We start from the raw sequence: 20562 nt of genomic DNA, 5'->3' as shown, positions 1-20562 counted from the left end.
ATGACGTACCTCGCGATGCCGACATGCGGGGGAAGGCGGCGTGCAAGCGTCGGCCGATCCGTACACGCGGCCGCATCTGTCAATGCAGGCCTAACCTACGTCGCAGTCGAATAAGTGTCACGTGCCGGAAGTGGGGTGGACCGATTCTTCCCTGAATTGTTCACGTAGTGCGCGCTGGACCGGCGCATAGCTCCGCCGATGTTGCGGGCAGGGGCCGTGTGCCTGCAGTGCGGCCAAGTGCAGCGGGCTGGGATAGCCCTTGTGGCGGTCGAAGCCGTACTGCGGATGCTGCGCATGCAATTCGCGCATGCGCGCATCGCGCGCGACCTTGGCAAGGATCGAGGCGGCCATGATGGCGCGGTCGCGTGCGTCGCCGCCCACCCAGGCCTCGGCCGGGCAGGGCAGGTCCTTCGGCAGGCGGTTGCCGTCGATGCGCGCGCAGTCGGCGACGTGGGCCACGCCGAGCAGCGCTTCGCGCATGCCGTGCATGGTGGCCTGGAAGATGTTGCGGCGGTCGATCTCGTCGGCCTCGACGAACACGATCTTCCACGCCAGCGCGCGTTCGAGGATGCGCGGATACAACAGCTCGCGCTTCTTCCCGGTCAGCGCCTTGGAATCGTCCAGCCCGTTCACCGGCGTGCGACCCGGCGCGAACACCACCGCGGCCACCACCACCGGTCCGGCCAGTGGGCCGCGTCCGGCTTCGTCGATTCCGGCAACGCGCAGGTTCATGGCTGCTGCAGGAGCTGCGCCACAGCGTCGGCGGCGCGCGCGGAGGCATCGCGGCGCAGCGTCTGGTGGATGGCGAGGAAGCGCGGCTGCAGGGCCGCCACCGCATCGTCGTCGCGGAACCAGCGCAGCAGTGCGGCGTGCAGGTTGTCCGGCGTACAGTCGTCCTGCAGCAGTTCGGGGATCAGTTCCTCGCCGGCCAGCACGTTGGGCAGGCTGACGTGCGCGGACTTGAGCATGCCGAACATCCGCACGATGCGGTAGGTCAGCGGCGCGATGCGGTGGCCCACCACCATCGGCCGCTTGCACAGCATCGCCTCCAGCGCGGCGGTGCCGGATGCCAGCAGCACCGCGTCGCTGGCGATCATGATCGGCTGCGCCTGTCCGTCGATGACGCGGAATCCCGGCGCATCGCCGAGGATGGCGTCGATGGTGGCGCGGCACTGCGCGTTTGCCGCCGGTACCAGCACGCGCAGGCCGGGGACCTCCGCGGCAAGCCGGCGCGCGGCTTCGGCAAAGTCGGGCAGCATGCGCCGGATCTCGCCCAGCCGGCTGCCGGGCAGCAGCGCCAGGAGCGGCGCATCGCTGGATTCGCCCAGCACGCTGCGTGCGCCGGCGCGATCAGGCTGCAACGCAATGGCATCGGCCAGTGGATGGCCGATGAAGGCGGCATCCACGCCGTGCCGGGCGTAGATCGGCGGCTCCATCGGGAACAGGCAGAGCACGCGGTCGGCGCTTTCGCCGATCTTGAGCGCGCGGTTCTCGCGCCAGGCCCAGATCGAAGGACTGACATTGTGCACGGTGCGCACGCCGCGCTGTTTCAGCCAGCGCTCCACGCCGAGGTTGAAGTCCGGTGCGTCGATGCCGATGAACACGTCGGGCTTCCACTCCAGCACGCGCTGGCGGAAGGCCTTGCGCAGCTTCAACAGGCGCGGCAGGTGCGCCAGCACTTCCGCCAGTCCCATCACCGCCAGTTCGTCGGCGTCGAACCACGTGTCCATGCCGGCCGCGCGCATGGCATCGCCGCCGATGCCGGCGAACCGGGCATCGGGAAAACGTTCGCGCAGCGCTTCGATCAGGCCGGCGCCGAGCTGGTCGCCGGAGGTTTCGCCGGCGCAGAGGGCGATGCGTGGGGTCATGGCTTGTTTTGCTTCTGGGTCGCGCCATCGCGCGGGCTGGCCTGTGTCCCGAGCCGCCCCACGTTATTCGCTTTGTCGGGACACAGGCCAGCCCGCGCGATGGCGCTGGTTGTGTCGCGCGTTGGAGCAGCCTGCATTCTTGTCACTCGCGATGAAATCGGGTCGCACCTGCGGCGGGGGCGGACTCCAACCAAGCGAGTATCGGGGAGCGACTTGGAGTCCGCCCCCGCCGCAGGTGCGACACAGCCGATCAAAATCACCGCAGCAACGGCCGCTCGCCAGCGTCGATGAAATCGAGGAAGGCGCGCACGTCCTCGCTGCTCGCGGCGATCTCCGCCAGCTCGAGCTTGGCTTCGTCCAATCTCGCCTCGCCCATGTACAGCGCCCGGTAGGCGCGCTTGATCGCGGCGACGCGGGTGGCGTCGAAGCCGCGGCGCTTCAGGCCCTCGGCATTGATCCCGCGCGGACGCGCGTACTTCTCCTGCGCGATCATCAGGAACGGCGGCACGTCACCATTGACGAAGGCCCCCATGCCGATGAACGCGTGGTCGCCGATCCGGCAGAACTGGTGCACGCCGGAGAAGCCGCTCAGGATCACGTGGTTGCCGACGGTGACATGGCCGGCCAGCGTGGCATTGTTGGAAAACACGCAGTCGTCGCCGACGATGCAGTCGTGGGCGATGTGGCTGTAGGCCAGGATCCAGTTGCGGCTGCCGATGCGGGTCAGGCCGCCGCCGTCGCCGGTGCCACGGTTGATGGTGACGAATTCGCGGATCGAATTGCCATCGCCGATCTCCAGTGCCACCCGCTCGCCGCGGTACTTCTTGTCCTGCGGCTCGCCGCCGATCGCGGCGTAGCCGTGGAACACGTTGTCGTGGCCGATCCGGGTCGGGCCCTCGATCAGGCAGTGCGGGCCGATGCGGGTGTTGTCGCCCACCTCCACCTCGGCGCCGATCACCGCATAGGCACCAATCTGCACGCCCGCGCCGATCCGCGCGCGCGGGTCGATCACGGCGGTGGGGTGGATGGCGCTGGCGTCGTGGCTGCTCATGACTATTGGTGCTGGCTCAGTCGCGCGATGCCGCGCACAGAATCTCGGCGCAGGCGACCTGCTCGCCGTCGACCCGCGCCACGCCCACGTACTGGGCCATGTTGCGGATGCGGCGCTTGAGCTCGACGTCGAGCTCCAGGCGGTCGCCAGGCACCACCATCCGGCTGAACTTCGCGTTGTCCACCTTCACCAGGTAGAAGGTTTCCGTCTGCGGATCACCCGCCGCGGTGGAAAGCTGGGTCAGCAGGCCACCGGCCTGCGCGAGTGCCTCCACCACCAGCACACCGGGCATGACCGGCTTGCCGGGGAAATGACCCTGGAAGAACGGTTCGTTGATGCTGACGTTCTTGTAGGCCAGCACGCGCTTGTTCGGCTCCAGCTCCACCACCCGGTCCACCAGCAGGAACGGATAGCGGTGCGGCAGCAGGCGCTGGATGTCGGCGATGGTGGCGGGCAGCGCCGGCGTTGCTGTGGTGTCGGTCATTCGGTGTCCTTCGCCTCGCCGGGACTGCGCCGGGCGATGCGGTCGAGTTGCTTGAAGCGGGCGGCACTCTTGCGCCAGCTGCGATTGTCCATCAACGGGGTGCCGGAAGAATACTCGCCGGGCTCGCGGATCGAATGGGTGACCAGCGACATCGCGGTGATCACCACGCGGTCGCAGATCTCGAGATGGCCGAGGATGCCGGCCCCGCCGCCGACGAGGCAGTGGCGGCCGATCCTGGCGCTTCCGGCCACCGCGGCGCAGCCGGCCATGGCGGTATGCGCACCGATGCGCACGTTGTGGCCGATCTGGATCTGGTTGTCGAGGCGCACGTCCTCTTCGAGCACGGTATCGCCCAGCGCGCCGCGGTCGATGGTGGTGTTGGCGCCGATTTCGCAGTCATCGCCGACCACCACGCCGCCCAGCTGCGGCACGTTGATCCAGTGCCCGCCTTCCATCGCCATGCCGAATCCCGCTGCGCCCAGCACGGCACCCGGCAGGATGCGCACCCGCTTGCCCAGCCGCACCCGCGTCCACAGGGTCACCCGCGCCTGCAGTTCGCAGTCCTCGCCGACCGTGCAGTCGTCGCCGACCACGCAGCCGGGGCCGATGCTCGCGCCGGCATCGACCCTGCTGCGCGCGCCGATGCTGGCGTGCGGACCGATGCTGGCGGCCGGGTCGACCTGCGCGCTCGGGTCCACCACCGCGCTCGGATGGATGCCGGGAGCGTGCGTTGGCCGCTGCTCGAACAGCGCAGCGATGCGCGCAAATGCCACGTAGGGATCGCGCGCGAGCAGCGCCGTGCCGGTGCAGGCGTCGGCGTCCTCGGCGCGCAATACCACCACGCCGGCGCGGGTCTGCGCCAGCTGGCCGCGATAGCGCGGATTGGCCAGGAAGCCCAACTGCGATGGCGCGGCGTCGGCGAGGGTGCCAACGCCGGCCACGACGCGGTCCTCGCCGCGAAGCTCCAGCCCGAAGCGGGCAGCAAGCTCGGCGGCGGTGAAGGTCGGCAGGCTCATGCCGCCGTTGCCGTCAGAGCTGGCCGCCGAAATTGAACTGCAACCGCTCGATCTGGTCGCCGTCCTTCTTGCGGATCGGCAGCGCGTAGCTGATCGACAGCGGGCCCATCGGCGAGCGCCACAGCAGCGCCACGCCAGCGGACGCGCGCAGTTCGCCGGCGTCGAAGTTGTCCCAGCCGTTGTAGACGTTGCCGACGTCCAGGAACGCGGAGACGCGTGCCGACGGGCTGTCGAACAGCTTCGGGAAGATTGCCTCCACCGAGCCGGCCAGCAGCACCGAGCCGCCCAGCGGCTGGCGATAGCCGAAGCTGGAGGTGTGCACCGGGCCGAGGGTGTTGTCCATGAAGCCGCGGACCCGGCCGCTGGAAGCGATGCCACCGGCGTAGAAGTTCTCGAAGAACGGCAGGCCTGTGGCGGTGACGGTCTTGAGGTAGTCCGGCGACGTGGTCAGGCAGGGATCGGTGCCGACCGGGCCGGGGACGTAGGTATCGCCCTGGCCGTCGTTGTTGGTGTCCACCAGGGTGGGCGCGGTGAAGCAGATGTTGCGGGTGTAGTCCTTGCCGTAGGAGTCACCGTAGCCGACGTTCAGCGCGGTCTTGACCACCAGTGCCGGATGCAGCGGCCAGTACTTGGAGATGTCGTACTGCAGCTTGAAGTACTCCACCGTGGAGCCGGGCAGGGCGATCTCGGCCGACAGGTTCTGGGTGCCGCCGATCACGGGGGTGAAGTAGTTGTTGCGGGTATCGCGGCCCCAGCCCACCTGCGCGCGCCAGCTGTGGAAGGTGCGTTGGCCGACCGCCTTAACGTAGTCGACCAGCGGCTGCGGGGTGGAGCCCTCGAACGCCAGGATCTCGTTGCTGTCCAGGCCGACCATCAGCGAGATCGAATCGGTTTCGCTCAGCGGCAGCCCCATGAACACCTGGAAGGCGCCGCTGTTGGTGGAGTAGGAGGCGACGTTGAAGCTGGAGTAGTCGAACTCGCGCCACCACAGGTTGTAGCCCAGCGACATGCCGTCGTCGGTGAAGTAGGGGTTCACGTACGAGAAGTCGTAGCGCTTCTGGTAGTCGCTGCGGGTGATCGCGGTGGAGACGCGGTTGCCGGTGCCGAGGAAGTTGTTTTCCGACAGCTGCAGCGACAGGTTCAGGCCGGACAGTTGCGAATAGCCGACGCCGGCCGCGATGCTGCCGGAGGTGGTTTCCTTGACCGTGTAGACCACGTCGACCTGGTCATCGGTGCCGGCCACCGGTTCGCTGTCGACGCTGACCTCCTCGAAGTAGCCGAGGCGGTCCAGGCGGACCTTGCCGCGGTCGATCGCCGCCTGCGAGTACCAGCTGCCCTCGAACTGGCGCATCTCGCGGCGCAGCACCGGATCGGCGGTGCGGGTATTGCCCTTGAACACGATCCGGCGCACGTTCACGCGCGGACCGGGTTGCACCTGGAAATCGACCGCCACGGTGCGCTTGTCGCGGTCGATGTTCGGCACCGGATTGACCCGGGCGAAGGCGTAGCCGATGTTGGACAGGCGCGCGGTGATCGCGGTGGTCGCCATTTCCAGCAGACCACGGGAGAAAGTGCTGCCAGGCCTGATGAAGCTGACGATGGTTTCGACTTCGGACTTCGGCAGCACGGTGTCGCCGGACACGGAGACGTCCGCGAAGTTGTAGACCTCGCCCTCGGTCAGGCCGGCGGTGATGAACATGCCCTTGCGGTCGCCGCTGATCGCCACCTGCGTGGAGTCCAGGCTGAAGTCCACGTAGCCGCGGTCCAGGTACCAGGAATTCAGTTTCTCGATGTCGCCGGACAGCTTCTCGCGCGAGTACTGGTCATCGCGCTTGTACCAGCTCATCCAGTTGCTGGTGTGCGATTCCCAGGCCTTGGTGATGTCCTCTTCCTCGAAGGTCTCGTTGCCGATGAGGTTGATGTGCCGGATCTTGGCCGCCTTGCCTTCCTTGACGTTGATGGTCAGGTTGATGCGGTTGCGGTCCAGCCGCTCGACCGAGGGCGTGATCTGCACGCCGTACTTGCCGCGGTTGTTGTACTGGCGGGTCAGCTCCTGGGTCACGCGGTCCAGGTTGAGCGGGTTGTAGGTCTCGCCCTCGGCCAGGCCGATGTCCTTCAGACCCTTGGTCAGGTCCTCGGTCTTGAGGTCCTTGTTGCCGGACAGGGTCAGCTTGTTGATCGCCGGGCGCTCGACCACGCTGATAACCAGGATGCCGCCCTGGCGGTCCAGCCGCACGTCCTCGAAGAAGCCGGTCTTGTACAGGGCGCGCAGGGCTTCAGCGGCCTTGCCCTGGTCGAGGGTGTCGCCACGCTCGATCGGCAGGTAGGTGAACACGGTGCCGGCGCCGATGCGCTGCAGGCCGTCGATGCGGATGTCGCTGACCGTGAAGGGCGCGAGCGCCGTCTGTGCCAGTGCCGGCAGCGAGAGCGCCGAGGCGAGGGCAAGGGTGAGCAGGCGGCGGTGCATGGGTCGGGTCATTCGGAACATCCTGTTGAGCTGCCTGGTCCGGCGCTGCAGTATCGCAGCACCCTGTTGCGGGGAAATGCGGCGGCGCGGGCGCGCCAGCCGGGGTAGGGTCACGACACCAGGTGCAGGATGTCGTTGTAGAACGCCAGCCCCATCAACCCTGCGATGATCGCAAGGCCGATGTAATGGCCGACAGCCATGGCCCGCTCGCCCAGCGGGCGGCGGATGACAAGCTCGATAAGGTAATACAGCAGGTGACCCCCGTCCAAGACGGGAATCGGCAGCAGGTTGATCAACGCCAGACTGACCGACAGCAGGGCCAGGAAGTTCAGGAACCAGGCCGGGCCGCGGGCGGCGAAGTCATTGGCGGCGCGGGCAATGGTCAGCGGACCGGAAACGGTGTTCTGGACCGACACACGGCCAGTGAGGGCGCGGCCGATCATGTCCACCAGCTGGCGGGCCTGGAAGCCGGTTTCGCGTGCGGCCGCGGGGATTGCCGCCAGCGGCCCGTAGCGGAGGGTGGCGTCATGGGGCGCCGGGCCGGTGGCGGCGTTGCCGACCCCGAGGATCCAGCGCCGCTGCCCATCCTCGCCGGACATTTGCTGCGGCGCCAGCTCCAGCGCCAGTCGCTCGCCGTCACGCTCCACTTCGACCATGCCGGGCACGCCACGCTCGCCCAGCCGTGCGACCAGCGGGGCGATGTCCTCGAAGCTGGCCACCGGGTGGGCGTCGATGGCGGTGATGCGGTCACCCTCGGCCAGCACGCCCCAGGCCGGCGTGCCCTCGCGCACGCTGCCGACCAGCGCCGGCAGCAGCAGATGGCGGGGCACCAGCCCGATCTCGCCGATCGCGCGCAGCTCGTCCGCCTGCACCGGCAGTTTCTGCAGCGGCAGCGAGCGGGTGGCGGTGCCGCCGTCCTTGCGTTGGATCCGCAGCGGCACCGGCTGGCGATCCAGCGCGGCCACCGACAGCGCCATGCCCAGCTCGCTCCAGGTGGGGGTGTCGCGCTCGCCAACCGCCAGGATGCGATCGCCTGGCTGCAGTCCGGCTTGCACCGCGATGCCGGTGGCGCTGCCGACCACCGGCGCGTAATCGGGACGCCCGATCACCAGCATCGCCCACAGCAGGCCGAACGCCAGCAACAGGTTGGCTAGGGGACCCGCAGCCACGATGGCGATGCGCTGCCAGACCGAGGCGCGGTTGAATGCGCGCCCCAGCTCGTGCGGGGCCACGTCGCCCTCGCGTTCGTCCAGCATCTTCACGTAGCCGCCCAGCGGGATCGCCGCGATCACGTACTCCGTGCCGTCCTTGCCGATCTTCGTCCACAGCGGTTTGCCGAAACCCACCGAGAAGCGGAGCACCTTCACCCCGCAGCGGCGCGCAACCCAGAAATGGCCGAATTCATGGAAGGTGACCAGCACCCCCAGCGCGACCAGCAGCCACCACAACGAACCGAAGAAATCGCTCACGCCGCTGCCCCTGCGATGCGCCCACGTGCGCGCGTGCGCGCGCCGGCATCGGCGGCCAGCAGCGCATCAATCGAGTCGGCGGGCTGCGGCGGCATGGCGTCGAGGGTGGCGGCAACGGTGTCGGGGATGTCCAGAAAACCGATCCGGCCCTGAAGGAAGGCTGAAACCGCCTCTTCGTTGGCGGCGTTGAGCACCGCCGGCGCGGTGCCACCCGCGGCCAGCGCGCTGAACGCCAGCGCCAGGCAGGGGAAGGCATCCAGGTCAGGCGCCTCGAACTCCAGCCGGCCGCCCTGCGCCAGCAGATCCAGCGGGCCGACCCCGGACGTGATCCGCCGCGGCCACCCCAGCCCCACCGCCAGCGCGGTGCGCATGTCCGGCAGGCCGAGCTGGGCGAGGGTGCTGCCGTCGGCGAAATCCACCAGTGAATGCACCAGCGACTGCGGGTGCACCAGCACGCGGATGGCGTCGCCCGGCACGCCAAACAGGTGATGGGCCTCGATCACCTCCAGTCCCTTGTTCATCAGGCTGGCGGAATCGACCGAGATCTTCGGCCCCATCGACCACTTCGGATGCGCCACCGCCTGCGCCGGGGTGACCGTGGTGAGCCTGGCCCGGGTCCAGCCTCGGAACGGGCCGCCGGAGGCGGTCAGGGTGATCCGCGCCGGCGCGTTGCCGTCTGCCAGGCACTGGAAAATGGCGTTGTGTTCACTGTCGATCGGGACGATGGTGGCGCCGTTTGCCTGCGCCTCGCGCATCAGCAGCTCGCCGGCCAGCACCAGCGACTCCTTGTTGGCCAGCAGCAGGCGCTTGCCGGCGCGGGCGGCGGCAAGCGTGGAGGGCAGGCCGGCGGCGCCGACGATCGCGGCGACCACGGTATCGCAGGCATCGCCGGCAACCAGTGCCTCCAATGCCTCGCTGCCGGCGTGCGCCCGGGTGGCCAGACCGGCTTCGCGCAGGCCGTCGCGCAGCGCCGCATAGCCGGCCTGGTCGGCGATCACCGCATGCTCCGGGCGATGCGCCAGGCACAGTGCCAGCAACCCGTCGACCTTGCTGCCGGCCGCCAGCACGCTGGCGCGCATGGCGCCGGGATGTCGCGCGATCACGTCCAGCGCGGACGTGCCGATCGAGCCGGTGGCACCGAGGACCGCTACCCGCTGCATGTTCAGAACCCCAGCCAGATCTTGCCTAGCGCGAACACCGGCAGCGCCGCCAGCACGCTGTCGACGCGGTCCAGCACGCCGCCATGGCCGGGGATCAGGGTGCCGGAATCCTTCACGCCGACGTGGCGCTTGAGCAGGCTTTCGAACAGGTCACCGGCCACGGAAAAGACCACCGTCACCGCCGCCACCAGCGCGACCGCCGGCAGCTGGCTGGCCTTGGCGCCGATCAGCAGGGCGCCGATGATCGCCACCAGCATCGCCAGGCCGACGCCGCCGGCCACGCCTTCCAGTGTCTTGTTCGGGCTGATCCGCGGCGCCAGCTTGCGCCCCCCGAACCATTGCCCACCGAACTTGCGGCCGGTGAAATAGGCCCCGCTGTCGGCCGCCCACACCAGCAGCAACGCCAGCAGCAGCCAACGGTGTCCGTTGGGCTGGCTGGCGTGGATCACCGCCAGCGCGCACCAGGCAGGCACCACCGCGGCGGTGCCGGCGGCGAGCTTGAATACCCGTGCATTGCCGTCGTGGCGGGAGGCGAAGTCGTAATGGCGCAGCCACAGCAGCGCCAGCAGCCACCACACCACCCCCAGCACCACGGTCAGCTGGAACAGTGGCAACGCCCCCGGGTGCTGCGAGCGCGATCCCCACACCAGTGCCACCATCAGTGCGAGGTTGCAGGCCAGCAGGATGCTGCGCGCCAGCGCGTCTTCGATGTCGGCCAGCTTCAGCCATTCCCACATTGCCGCCAGGAAGACCAGCGCGCTGAGCAGCATCAGCCACCCGGTGGGCAGCAGCAGGACCGCGCCGATGACGGACGGTGCCATGACCAGGGCGGCCAGGATGCGGGTCTTGGTCACGTTATTCCTCCGGGTGCGGTTTGCCCGAGCTGGGCGCTGGTCAGGCCGAAGCGGCGTTCGCGCCCGGCGTAGTCGTCCAGCGCCGTCTGCAGCAGCGCGGCGTCGACGTCGGGCCATAGTGCGTCGGTGAACCAGAGTTCGGTGTAGGCCAGTTGCCAGAGCAGGAAATTGCTGATCCGCAGCTCGCCGCCGGTGCGGATGAACAGGTCGGGGGCGGGCAGGTCGGCCAGCGCCACGCGGGCACCCAGCGCGTCCTCGTCGATCTGCTCGGGGCGCAGCCGGCCGGCGGCGACGTCCTCGGCCAGCGCGCGTGCCGCCACCGCGATGTCCTGGCGGCCGCCGTAGCTGGCGGCGATGTTGAGATGCAGCCGGGCATTCCCGGCGGTCAGCGTTTCCGCTGCCTGCATGCGGGCGAGGATCGCGCCGTCGAAGCGGCCGCGCTCGCCGATGAAGCGAAGTCGCGCGCCGAGCCGGTGCAGCTCCTCGACCTCGCGTTCGAGCGCGCCGAGGAACAGTTTCATCAGGCCGCCGACCTCTTCGGCCGGCCGGTTCCAGTTCTCGCTCGAGAACGCGAACAGGGTGAGCGCGCCGATCCCCCGCTCCAGGCAGAACTCCACGCTGCGCTTGACTGCGCGCGCGCCGGCACGATGGCCGACCAGGCGCGGGCGATGGCGCTGCTGCGCCCAGCGGCCGTTGCCGTCCATGATGATGGCAACGTGCCGCGGCACGCCGCCGGCGGCGGGCGCGTCCGCGTGCAGGTTGGCCATGCCGCTCAAGGGCACGGCCCGGTCACGGTCGAAGCCTCGCGGTCGCCGGCCACGTCGATCAAACCGACATCAGCTCGACTTCCTTCGCCTTGATCACATCATCCACGTCCTTGATCGCGGCATCGGTGATCTTCTGGATTTCGGCCTCGGTGCGCGCGCTCTCGTCCTCGGTGATCTGCTTGTCCTTCAGCAGTTCCTTGACCTGGTGGTTGGCGTCGCGGCGGATGTTGCGGACCGCCACCTTGGCGTCCTCGCCCTCGCTGTGCACGACCTTGGTCAGGTCGCGGCGGCGCTCCTCGGTCAGGGCCGGGATGTTGAGGCGGATGGTGGTGCCGGCGGTGTTCGGGGTCAGGCCGAGGTCGGAGGCGAGCAGCGCCTTTTCGACCGCGCCCACCATCTGCTTCTCCCACGGGGTGATGACGATGGAGCGGGCGTCGGCCACCGACACGCTGGCGACCTGAGACAGGGGCATGTCGGAACCGTAGTAGTTGACCTTGATGCTGTCGACCAGGCCGGCGTTGGCGCGACCGGTGCGGACCTTGACCAGGTTGTGGCGCAGCGCCTCGATGCTCTTGGCCATGCGGGCCTGGGCGTCTTTCTTGATCTCGTTCAACATGGCGGCGCTCCGGGGATGGTCTGCAAACCCGCGATTATAAGCGGGGCTGGTGCCGCCGGGCGTGCGGATCAGTCGCGGGCGCGGACCAGGGTGCCGATCGGTTCGCCGCGGAGGATCCGCAGCAGCACGCCGGGCTCGGCCATGTCGAAGATGCGCAGCGGCAGGCGGGCGTCGCGGCACAGGGCGAAGGCGGCGGTGTCCATGACCTGCAGATTGCGCGAGATGACCTCGTCATAGGTCAGGATGTCCAGCTTGACCGCATCGGGGTACTTCTTCGGGTCCTTGTCGTAGACGCCATCGACCTTGGTCGCCTTCAGCAGCAGGTCCGCGCCGATCTCGATGGCGCGCAGGGCGGCGCCGGAATCGGTGGTGAAGAACGGATTGCCGGTGCCGGCCGCGAAGATGACCAGCCGGCGCTTCTCCAGGTGGCGCACGGCACGGCGGCGGATGTAGTCCTCGCATACATCGTTGACCTTCAGCGCGCTCATCACCCGCGCTTTGCCGCCGAGCTTTTCCAGCGCATCCTGCATGGCCAGCGCATTGATCACCGTGGCCAGCATGCCCATGTGGTCGCCGGTGACGCGGTCCATCCCGCTCGCGGCCAGGCCGGCGCCGCGGAAGATGTTGCCGCCGCCGATCACCAGCGCGATCTCGGCGCCGGCCTCGCTGGCCTCGATGACCTCGCGCGCCAGCCGGTTCAGGACCTTGGGGTCGATCCCGTAGTCCTCGTCCCCCATCAGCGCCTCGCCGGACAGCTTCAGCAGGACGCGGCGATAGGCGAGATTGGACATGGGTGCCTCGGGCAATGGAAAACCCGCGGATTCTAGCGGAAACCGCGCGGCGCCTCAGCACTGCGCCGCGGCGCGGTCATGCCCCGTGCAGGCGGACGCGGTTGCGGCCCTCGCGCTTGGCGCCGTAGAGCACGTCGTCGGCTGCCTGAAGCAGCTCATGGACGCTTTCGAACCGGTTCTCGGGCTCGCCGTTGTGGGTGGCGATGCCGGCGGAGAAGGTGGTGAACACTGGCTGGCCGTCGACGATCGCCATCGGCGTGCGCGACACCTCTTCCAGCAGCCGCTGCAATACCTGGCGCGCGGAGGATTCGCTGGAGTAGTTGAGTACCAGCAGGAATTCCTCGCCGCCGTAGCGTGCGATCAGGTCGGTGCTGCGCAGGGTGCGCTGCACGGTCTGGGCGAACTGGCGGAGTACCTGGTCGCCGACCAGATGGCCGAACCGGTCGTTGATCTTCTTGAAGTCGTCGAGGTCCACCAGCGCGACCGTGAGCGGGTGCAGTCCGGCCGCGGCGAACTCCTGCTCCAGCACTTCTTCCATGTGCAGGCGGTTGTACACCCCGGTGAGGGGGTCGCGGCGCGCCTGTTCGCTCAGCTGGCGCATGCGTTCCTCGGTGGCCTGCGCCTCCTGGTGCGATTGCGAGGCATCCTGGATCTGGCGCAGGTTGCGCAGGATCAGGAGTTCGCGCGCCTCATCGGAAATCGCCTGCAGGTGTAAGGGCTGTTCGATGCGCACCTCGAACAGGGTGCTGATCTCCGGCAGCGAGACCGCCAGCAGCGAGAGCACCTCGGCCAGCGCCTCTTCGCCGCGGCCAGTGCACGAGTCGGTCCGGGCGCAGGCCAGAGCGCGCTCGGCATCGTTTTCCCCGGCTGGCGCAAGCCACAGGTCGGCAATCGCACCGGAGGCCTGGATGCAGCGCAGGAACGGATCTTCCGCATCCTCCAGCTCGCTGGCCGCGATGGCCTCCACCAGGTAATCGGGCAGGTTCCACCTCCGCGCCAGCCACGCGCCGACGTCGGTGTGGTCGGCATCGAAGCGTTCCCGTTCCTGCGCCAGCAGCGCGGCATTGTCGCCGGCGCCGGCGCACAGCGCGGAATACTCCTCCGGCATCGCCTGCAGCAGCGCCAGCCGGCCGATGTCCTGCAGCAACCCCGCCAGCATCAGCGACTCGGCGCGCTTGAGGTTGGCCTGCTGCCCCAGCAGCCTGGACGCCATCGCCGCCAGCACGCTGCGCCGCCAGATCCGCTCCTGGAGCTCGGCAGTGCCGTTGTGGCCGCGCAGGCCGTGGATCAGCGAGAACCCGAGCGCCAGGCTCAGGGTCGCGTTCAGGCCCAGCATCGCCATCGCCTGCGTGAGCGTGTCGATGCGTCGCCGGGTGGCGTACAGCGGTGAATTGGCCACCCGCAGCAGTCGCGCACTCAGGGCCGGATCGACGCTGATGATCTGCGCGGCCGCGCCCAGGGTGGCGTTGGGGTCCTGCGCGAGCGCAATGATCTGCATCGCGACGCTGGGCGGCGATGGCAGGTTGCGGCAGTGCAGGAGGGTGGCTTCGAGTTCCGGTCGCATCATGCGTGGATTTGATTCCAAGGCCCTAGTATGCGTGTGAACAGGCGTTGTGGTAAGCCGCGGGGGAAGTTTGTGGTTTCGCGTGTCGCCGGGGGAGGGACTTCTCCCGTTGCCTCGTCTACTGTTGCCGCCGTGCGCGTCAACGGAATGCGCGGCCGCGGCCGGCCGCTGTCCTTGTGTCAGCGAGCGCGCTCGCTGCGGGCAGTGCAGCCGGGTGCTTTCCGAGTGAAGGGAGAGGAAATGGGGTGTCCGTTGTTGCCGCCGCCAGCGTTGGCTGCGGATTTCCGTGCGCGACCGGTGGGGCGGCGGCGATGAATGGCGTCGCATGGCTGGTGCTTGCCTGCGCGCTGGCCGTCGTCGTACTGGTGTGGGCGGAGTACCGCGCTGCGCAGCCGATGCGCGTCGTGGCCAAGCTGGCAGCCAGCAGCGCCTTCGTTGCCATCGCCTGGCGGCTGGATGCCACCGCGAGCAATCACGGCCGCTGGCTGCTGCTGGCGTTCGTGCTGAGCTGGATCGGCGATGCGCTGCTGCTGTCGGCGCGCAGCCGTGTGTTCCTGGCAGGGTTGTTCACCTTCCTGGCCGCGCATGTCGCGTTCGCGGCAGCCTTCCTGTCACTGCCGCTGGCGGTGCCGGCGCTATGGGGCGCGCTTGGCGTGATGGGTGCAAGCGGCCTGGTGTTGCTGCGCTGGCTGTGGCCGCACCTGAGGGCGTTCTACCGGTCGGCGGTGACAGCTTATGTGGCGGCGCTGGTGGCGATGGCGGCGCCGGCGATCTCGGCCACCGCAGCCGGCGGGGACTGGCGTTACGCGGCCGGCGCGCTGGCGTTCGCTGCGTCGGACGTCGCCGTTGCGCGCAATCGTTTCGTTGCCCCGGGCCCTGCGAACAAGGCGTGGGGACTGCCCCTGTACTACGCGGCCCAGCTCGCGTTCGCGCTGTCGTTGGGGTGACGATTACGCCGCAAGGGCCCACGGGCGCCGCAGCGGAGTGGGGTACGGCGCCCCCGCGGTCGGGTGCTGGATTCGGAGGAGAGACGTGCCGACGCCGTTCGGCTGGCAATCCGCTCGGCTACGTTCTGGCTACGCCGGAAAAAACTTGGGGCCGCCGAAGCGACCCCAGTCTTTGAATATGGCGCCCGAAGTTGGACTCGAACCAACGACCCCCTGATTAACAGTCAAGTGCTCTAACCGGCTGAGCTATTCGGGCGAGGTCGCGCATTGTATTCGGGTCATTGCGGTTGGGCAAGCGGTTGCGCGCGAATTTCTGCGGGGCATGCGTACGGTCGCGGCGGAAGAGGCCGCAATCCGCCGTCCTGCAGGACTTCAGCGGGGGCAGGTGAGTGTCGTCGACGGCCGCTCGCTGCGCGGACGGCCCACGTTGTTGACGATGACCCGGGCCAGCAGTTCGCCGCGCTGGCTGCAGATGGAGAGCGTCAGGTTGCTGCCGCCGCTGGTGCCGTCGGGCAGGTAGCGCAGCTGCTGGCGCCCGGCGCTGCCGACGATGCGGAGGTGGCGGCTGGTGGGCTGCTGGTCGGCGCGGAGAATGTCGTCGGTGGCGTCGGCTTGCCGGTTGCCGTCCTGATCTACGAACAGCAGCCAGCCGGGACTCCAGTCGGTGCCGGCGTCGCAGCCGGCGCCGTCGCTGCTCGGGCAGAGCACCACGCGGCGGCCTCGGTTGACGGCCGCCATGCGGGCGAGCTGCATGTGGGCGACCAAGGCGGATGCGGCGGCGGAAGCGCGGTGGCGCTCGAGCAGCGCGCTCATCGGTGACAGCGCGATGCCGGCGACGATGGCCAGGATGGAGGTGGTGGCCAGCAGCTCGATCAGGGTGAATCCGGCAGGGCGTTTGGGCATGGCAGTGCTCCGGCAGGTGGGCACAGCCTGGGCTGACCGCGCCGGGGGCGGCATCGGCGGGTGGCGGGTGGACGGGTCGGAAAAGTCCCCGGCCGGACCGTGGGTTTTTCCGTGACGGACGGCGTCATGGCGGCGGCGTAAACTCGCAGGTTGCCTTGTTGCGCGCCGCCAGATGACCCAGTCCGTCCCGTCCGACCTCGACCTGACCACCGCGTCCGCCGGCTTCGAGCTGGTGTCGCCGTATTCGCCCGCGGGCGACCAGCCGCAGGCCATCGAAAAACTCGTCGCCGGTTTCGAGAGCGGGCTGGCCAAGCAGGTGCTGCTGGGCGTGACCGGCTCGGGCAAGACCTACACCGTCGCCAACATGATCCAGCAGGTGCAGAAGCCGACCCTGGTGATGGCGCCCAACAAGACCCTGGCGGCACAGCTGTACGGTGAGTTCAAGGCGTTCTTCCCGCACAACTCGGTGGAGTACTTCGTCAGTTACTACGACTACTACCAGCCGGAAGCCTACGTCCCGTCCAGCGACACCTATATCGAGAAGGACAGCTCGATCAACGATCACATCGAGCAGATGCGGCTGGCAGCGACCAAGGCGCTGCTGTCGCGGCGCGACACCATCGTGGTGGCGTCGGTGTCGGCGATCTACGGCCTCGGCGCGCCGGAGGACTACCTGGCGATGCGGCTGATCCTGTCGCGCGGCGAGCGCATCGACCAGCGAGAGTTGCTGCGCCACCTGACCACGCTGCAGTATTCGCGCAACGAGATGGTGCTGGACCGCGGCACCTTCCGCGTGCGCGGCGAGACGGTCGACGTGTTTCCGGCCGAATCGGACCTGGAGGCACTGCGCATCGAGCTGTTCGACGGCGAGATCGAGCAGCTGTCGATGTTCGACCCGCTGACCGGCGAGATCCTGCGCCGGATGCCGCGCTACGTGGTCTATCCCAAGACGCACTACGCCACACCGCGCGAGCGCACCCTCAGCGCGGTGGACACGATCAAGGCCGAGCTGCGGGAACGGCTGGAGCACCTGTACGCCGCCAACAAGCTGGTCGAGGCGCAGCGCCTGCAGCAGCGCACCCAGTTCGACCTGGAGATGATGGCCGAGGTCGGCTACTGCAACGGCATCGAGAACTACTCCCGGCACCTGACCGGGCGCGCGCCCGGCGACCCGCCGCCGACGCTGTTCGACTACCTGCCGGCGGACGCGCTGCTGGTGATCGACGAGTCGCACGTGACCATTCCGCAGATCGGCGCGATGTACAAGGGCGACCGTTCGCGCAAGGAAACGCTGGTGGAGTTCGGCTTCCGCCTGCCGTCGGCGCTGGACAACCGGCCGCTGAAGTTCGATGAGTGGGAGGCGCGTGCGCCGCGCAGCGTCTACGTCTCGGCCACGCCCGGCCCGTACGAATTGCGCGAGGCCGGCGACGAGATCATCGAGCTGGTGGTGCGTCCGACCGGGCTGGTCGATCCGCCGGTGGAAATCCGCCCGGTGGCCACCCAGGTGGACGACCTGCTGGGCGAGATCCGCGAGCGGGTGGCGCTGGGCGACCGCGTGCTGGTCACCACCCTGACCAAGCGCATGGCCGAGAACCTCACCGAGTACCTGTCCGAGCACGACGTGAAGGTGCGCTACCTGCACTCCGACGTGGACACGGTGGAGCGGGTGGAGATCATCCGCGACCTGCGCCTGGGCGTGTTCGACGTGCTGGTGGGCATCAACCTGCTGCGCGAGGGGTTGGACATGCCGGAAGTCTCGCTGGTCGCCATCCTCGACGCCGACAAGGAAGGCTTCCTGCGCAGCACCGGCTCGCTGATCCAGACCATCGGCCGCGCCGCCCGCAACCTGCGTGGCAAGGCGATCCTGTACGCCGACCGGGTTACCAACTCGATGCGCGCCGCGCTGGACGAGACCGACCGCCGCCGCAACCGCCAGCTGGAACACAACGCCGAGCACGGCATCACCCCGCAATCCGTGCAACGCGCCGTGCGCGACGTGATGGAGGGCGCGCGCGCCGAACCGGGCGAGCTGAAGGGGCGTGGCAAGACGAAGCGGGTGGCCGAGCCGGAGCAGGAGTACCTGCGGTTGAGCCCGGCCCAGCAGGCCGCCCGGCTCAGGGAGCTGGAGCAGAAGATGCACCAGCATGCACGCGACCTCGAATTCGAAGACGCCGCCCGCGTCCGCGACCAGATCCGCCGGCTTCGCGAGGCGAGCCTGTAGGGCGCGCGCGACGGCGCCGATGCGGGTCCGGCGGGGCTGGGGCAACAAAAAGCATCCGGACGCTTGTCGGCGCACGATTTGTCAGGCTACAATTCGCGCCCCTTCGGGCGGTTAGCTCAGCGGTAGAGCACTACCTTGACATGGTAGGGGTCACAGGTTCGAACCCTGTACCGCCCACCACGCTGGTTCTCAGGCATGGAGAGCGGGCGTGGCAACGAAACGGAGAGAGGTGGCCCGCGGAAACGCCGGCCGAGCGTGCGACATGGACACTACCGGCGCCCACCGCTGATTCCTGCCGACGCACTCGCGCTCCCTTCAATGTGGATGATCGAAAGGCGCCTCGGCGCCTTTTTTCGTTTTGTTCGTTCGTCCTGAACATCACGTCCGCCCATCCGGGCCGGACGCTCCAGAAGAGCCAATCCCATGATCTCGATCACGCTCCCCGACGGCTCCCAGCGCCAGTTCGATGCCCCCGTGTCCGTGCAGGACGTCGCCGCCTCCATCGGCGCGGGCTTGGCCAAGGCCACCCTGGCCGGCAAGGTCGACGGCCGGCTGGTCGATGCCAGCCACGTCATCGACCGTGACGCCGAGCTGTCCATCGTCACCGACAAGTCGCCGGAGGCGCTGGACATCCTGCGCCACTCCACCGCCCACCTGCTGGCGCAGGCCGTGCAGCGCCTGTTCCCGGGCGCGCAGGTCACCATCGGCCCGGTGATCGACAACGGCTTCTATTACGACTTCGCCTACGAGCGCCCGTTCACGCCGGAGGACCTGCCGGCGATCGAGGCGGAGATGCAGAAGATCGTCAAGGAAGCCCTGCCGGTCAGCCGCAGCGTGAAGTCGCGCGACGACGCGGTGGCGTTCTTCAAGAGCCTGGGCGAGGCCTACAAGGCCGAGATCATCGAGTCGATCCCGGCCAACGAGGATCTCTCGCTGTATTCGCAGGGCGAGTTCACCGACCTCTGCCGCGGCCCGCACGTGCCGGGCACCGACAAGCTGCGCGCGTTCAAGCTGATGAAGGTGGCTGGCGCCTACTGGCGTGGCGACCACAACAACCAGATGCTCAGCCGCATCTACGGCACCGCCTGGCTGAACGACAAGGACCTCAAGGCCTACCTGCACCAGCTGGAGGAGGCCGAGAAGCGCGACCACCGCAAGATCGCGAAGGTGCAGGACCTGTTCCACCTGCAGGAGGAGGGCCCCGGCCTGGTGTTCTGGCACCCCAAGGGCTGGAGCATCTGGCAGACCGTCGAGCAGTACATGCGCAAGGTCTACCGCGAGACCGGCTACGGCGAAGTCCGCTGCCCGCAGATCCTCGACGTCGAGCTGTGGAAGAAGTCCGGGCACTGGGACAACTACAAGGACAACATGTTCTTCACCGAGTCCGAGAAGCGGACCTATGCGGTGAAGCCCATGAACTGCCCGGGCCACGTGCAGGTCTTCAACCAGGGCCTGCACAGCTACCGCGACCTGCCGATCCGCTACGGCGAGTTCGGCGCCTGCCACCGCAACGAGCCCTCCGGCGCGCTGCACGGCATCCTGCGCGTGCGCGGCTTCACCCAGGACGACGGCCACATCTTCTGCACCGAGGAGCAGATCGAGTCCGAGGTGCGCGCCTTCCACGCGCAGGCCCTCAAGGTCTATTCGGACTTCGGCTTTTCGGACATCCAGATCAAGATCGCGCTGCGCCCGGACTCGCGCCTGGGCGACGACGTGACCTGGGACAAGGCCGAGGACGCGCTGCGAAGCGCACTGCGCGCCTCCGGGGTGGAATGGGAGGAGCTGCCCGGCGAGGGCGCGTTCTATGGCCCGAAGATCGAGTACCACCTCAAGGACGCCATCGGCCGCACCTGGCAGCTGGGCACCATGCAGGTGGACTTCATGATGCCGGGCCGGCTGGGCGCGGAATACGTGGACGAACACAGCCAGCGCCGCCACCCGGTGATGCTGCATCGTGCCATCGTGGGCTCGATGGAGCGTTTCATCGGCATCCTGATCGAGCACCATGCCGGCCAGTTCCCGGCCTGGCTGGCTCCGGTGCAGGCGATTGTGATGAATATCACCGATGCCCAGGCCGATGCCGTCGAGGAGGCAAGGAAAACCCTTGCGAATCAAGGATTCCGGGTGGTTTCCGATTTGCGGAACGAAAAAATCGGCTATAAAATCCGCGAGCACACGCTGCAGCGCGTGCCATACCTGCTGGTGGTCGGGGACCGCGAGAAGGAAAATGGCATGCTCTCGGTGCGTACGCGGGGTGGGGAAGACCTTGGCAGCATGACCGTTGACGCCTTCGCCGCCCGACTGCGGGAAGAAGGCGCAGGCTGACCGCCCCGCCGCTTCGCGCAAACCCGCCCACCGGTTCCGGAACCGGCGGGCGAACCGGC

17 protein-coding genes and 2 tRNA genes are annotated in these 20562 nt (G+C 68.4%); 4 read left to right on the top strand and 15 right to left on the bottom strand.

The genetic code is table 11. The annotated features are described in order from the left end of the window. Positions 1–117 precede the first annotated feature (117 nt). The 13 genes from ICG51_RS03265 to ICG51_RS03205 form a co-directional block, all read right to left on the bottom strand. Positions 118–732, bottom strand: coding sequence for a ribonuclease HII (locus ICG51_RS03265; RefSeq protein WP_190281627.1), 615 nt, complete (start codon positions 730–732; stop codon positions 118–120). Then, positions 729–1868, bottom strand: a complete 1140-nt coding sequence (gene lpxB, locus ICG51_RS03260; protein WP_190281626.1) for a lipid-A-disaccharide synthase — start codon at positions 1866–1868, stop codon at positions 729–731. Before lpxB ends, ICG51_RS03265 begins: the two co-directional genes overlap by 4 nt. 256 nt (positions 1869–2124) lie before the next feature. Next, positions 2125–2919 (bottom strand): acyl-ACP--UDP-N-acetylglucosamine O-acyltransferase, encoded by a 795-nt coding sequence (gene lpxA, locus ICG51_RS03255; RefSeq protein ID WP_190281625.1) that lies wholly within the window; start codon positions 2917–2919, stop codon positions 2125–2127. Positions 2920–2935: 16 nt separating this feature from the next. After that, a complete protein-coding gene (fabZ, locus tag ICG51_RS03250; protein ID WP_190281624.1) occupies positions 2936–3403 on the bottom strand; it encodes a 3-hydroxyacyl-ACP dehydratase FabZ in 468 nt (155 codons plus the stop codon). Continuing rightward, positions 3400–4419 (bottom strand): UDP-3-O-(3-hydroxymyristoyl)glucosamine N-acyltransferase, encoded by a 1020-nt coding sequence (gene lpxD, locus ICG51_RS03245; protein WP_190281623.1) that lies wholly within the window; start codon positions 4417–4419, stop codon positions 3400–3402. The genes fabZ and lpxD overlap by 4 nt, the downstream gene beginning before the upstream one ends. Positions 4420–4432: 13 nt before the next feature. Next, positions 4433–6898 (bottom strand): outer membrane protein assembly factor BamA, encoded by a 2466-nt coding sequence (gene bamA, locus ICG51_RS03240; RefSeq protein ID WP_190281622.1) that lies wholly within the window; start codon positions 6896–6898, stop codon positions 4433–4435. Positions 6899–6996: 98 nt separating this feature from the next. Continuing rightward, positions 6997–8355, bottom strand: a complete 1359-nt coding sequence (gene rseP, locus ICG51_RS03235) for an RIP metalloprotease RseP (protein WP_190281621.1) — start codon at positions 8353–8355, stop codon at positions 6997–6999. Beyond that, positions 8352–9533 (bottom strand): 1-deoxy-D-xylulose-5-phosphate reductoisomerase, encoded by a 1182-nt coding sequence (gene dxr / locus ICG51_RS03230; RefSeq protein WP_190282331.1) that lies wholly within the window; start codon positions 9531–9533, stop codon positions 8352–8354. The genes rseP and dxr overlap by 4 nt, the downstream gene beginning before the upstream one ends. Further along, entirely contained in the window at positions 9518–10369 is an 852-nt protein-coding gene (locus ICG51_RS03225; RefSeq protein WP_190281620.1) for a phosphatidate cytidylyltransferase, read from the bottom strand. Before ICG51_RS03225 ends, dxr begins: the two co-directional genes overlap by 16 nt. Then, entirely contained in the window at positions 10366–11136 is a 771-nt protein-coding gene (gene uppS / locus ICG51_RS03220) for a polyprenyl diphosphate synthase (RefSeq protein ID WP_190281619.1), read from the bottom strand. Before uppS ends, ICG51_RS03225 begins: the two co-directional genes overlap by 4 nt. Positions 11137–11194: 58 nt before the next feature. After that, positions 11195–11752 carry a ribosome recycling factor gene (frr, locus tag ICG51_RS03215; protein ID WP_190281618.1) on the bottom strand — a complete coding sequence of 186 codons (558 nt, stop codon included), beginning with the start codon at positions 11750–11752 and terminating at the stop codon, positions 11195–11197. A 68-nt stretch (positions 11753–11820) separates the two neighbouring features. Further along, positions 11821–12543 carry a UMP kinase gene (gene pyrH, locus ICG51_RS03210; RefSeq protein WP_190281617.1) on the bottom strand — a complete coding sequence of 241 codons (723 nt, stop codon included), beginning with the start codon at positions 12541–12543 and terminating at the stop codon, positions 11821–11823. Between the two features lie 76 nt (positions 12544–12619). Continuing rightward, positions 12620–14107 carry a GGDEF domain-containing protein gene (locus tag ICG51_RS03205; protein ID WP_190282330.1) on the bottom strand — a complete coding sequence of 496 codons (1488 nt, stop codon included), beginning with the start codon at positions 14105–14107 and terminating at the stop codon, positions 12620–12622. A gap of 311 nt (positions 14108–14418) precedes the next feature. Between ICG51_RS03205 and ICG51_RS03200 the strand changes: the two genes are divergently transcribed. Then, a complete protein-coding gene (locus ICG51_RS03200; RefSeq protein WP_190281616.1) occupies positions 14419–15054 on the top strand; it encodes a lysoplasmalogenase family protein in 636 nt (211 codons plus the stop codon). A 179-nt stretch (positions 15055–15233) separates the two neighbouring features. Here ICG51_RS03200 and ICG51_RS03195 read toward each other — a convergent pair. Next, positions 15234–15310, bottom strand: a tRNA-Asn gene (locus ICG51_RS03195). A gap of 116 nt (positions 15311–15426) precedes the next feature. Beyond that, positions 15427–15957, bottom strand: coding sequence for a GspH/FimT family pseudopilin (locus ICG51_RS03190; protein ID WP_190281615.1), 531 nt, complete (start codon positions 15955–15957; stop codon positions 15427–15429). A gap of 172 nt (positions 15958–16129) precedes the next feature. Between ICG51_RS03190 and uvrB the strand changes: the two genes are divergently transcribed. The 3 genes from uvrB to thrS all read left to right on the top strand — a co-directional run bounded on the left by uvrB (position 16130) and on the right by thrS (position 20503). Beyond that, positions 16130–18178 (top strand): excinuclease ABC subunit UvrB, encoded by a 2049-nt coding sequence (uvrB, locus tag ICG51_RS03185; RefSeq protein WP_190281614.1) that lies wholly within the window; start codon positions 16130–16132, stop codon positions 18176–18178. A 105-nt stretch (positions 18179–18283) separates the two neighbouring features. Beyond that, positions 18284–18358, top strand: a tRNA-Val gene (locus ICG51_RS03180). 243 nt (positions 18359–18601) lie between these two features. Further along, entirely contained in the window at positions 18602–20503 is a 1902-nt protein-coding gene (gene thrS / locus ICG51_RS03175) for a threonine--tRNA ligase (RefSeq protein WP_190281613.1), read from the top strand. Positions 20504–20562: the final 59 nt, after the last annotated feature.

Source organism: Thermomonas sp. XSG (genome assembly GCF_014678725.1).
Classification (GTDB): domain Bacteria; phylum Pseudomonadota; class Gammaproteobacteria; order Xanthomonadales; family Xanthomonadaceae; genus Thermomonas.
The sequence above is the reverse complement of the archived record's forward strand: the minus strand, read 5'-3'. Positions and strand labels throughout refer to the sequence as shown.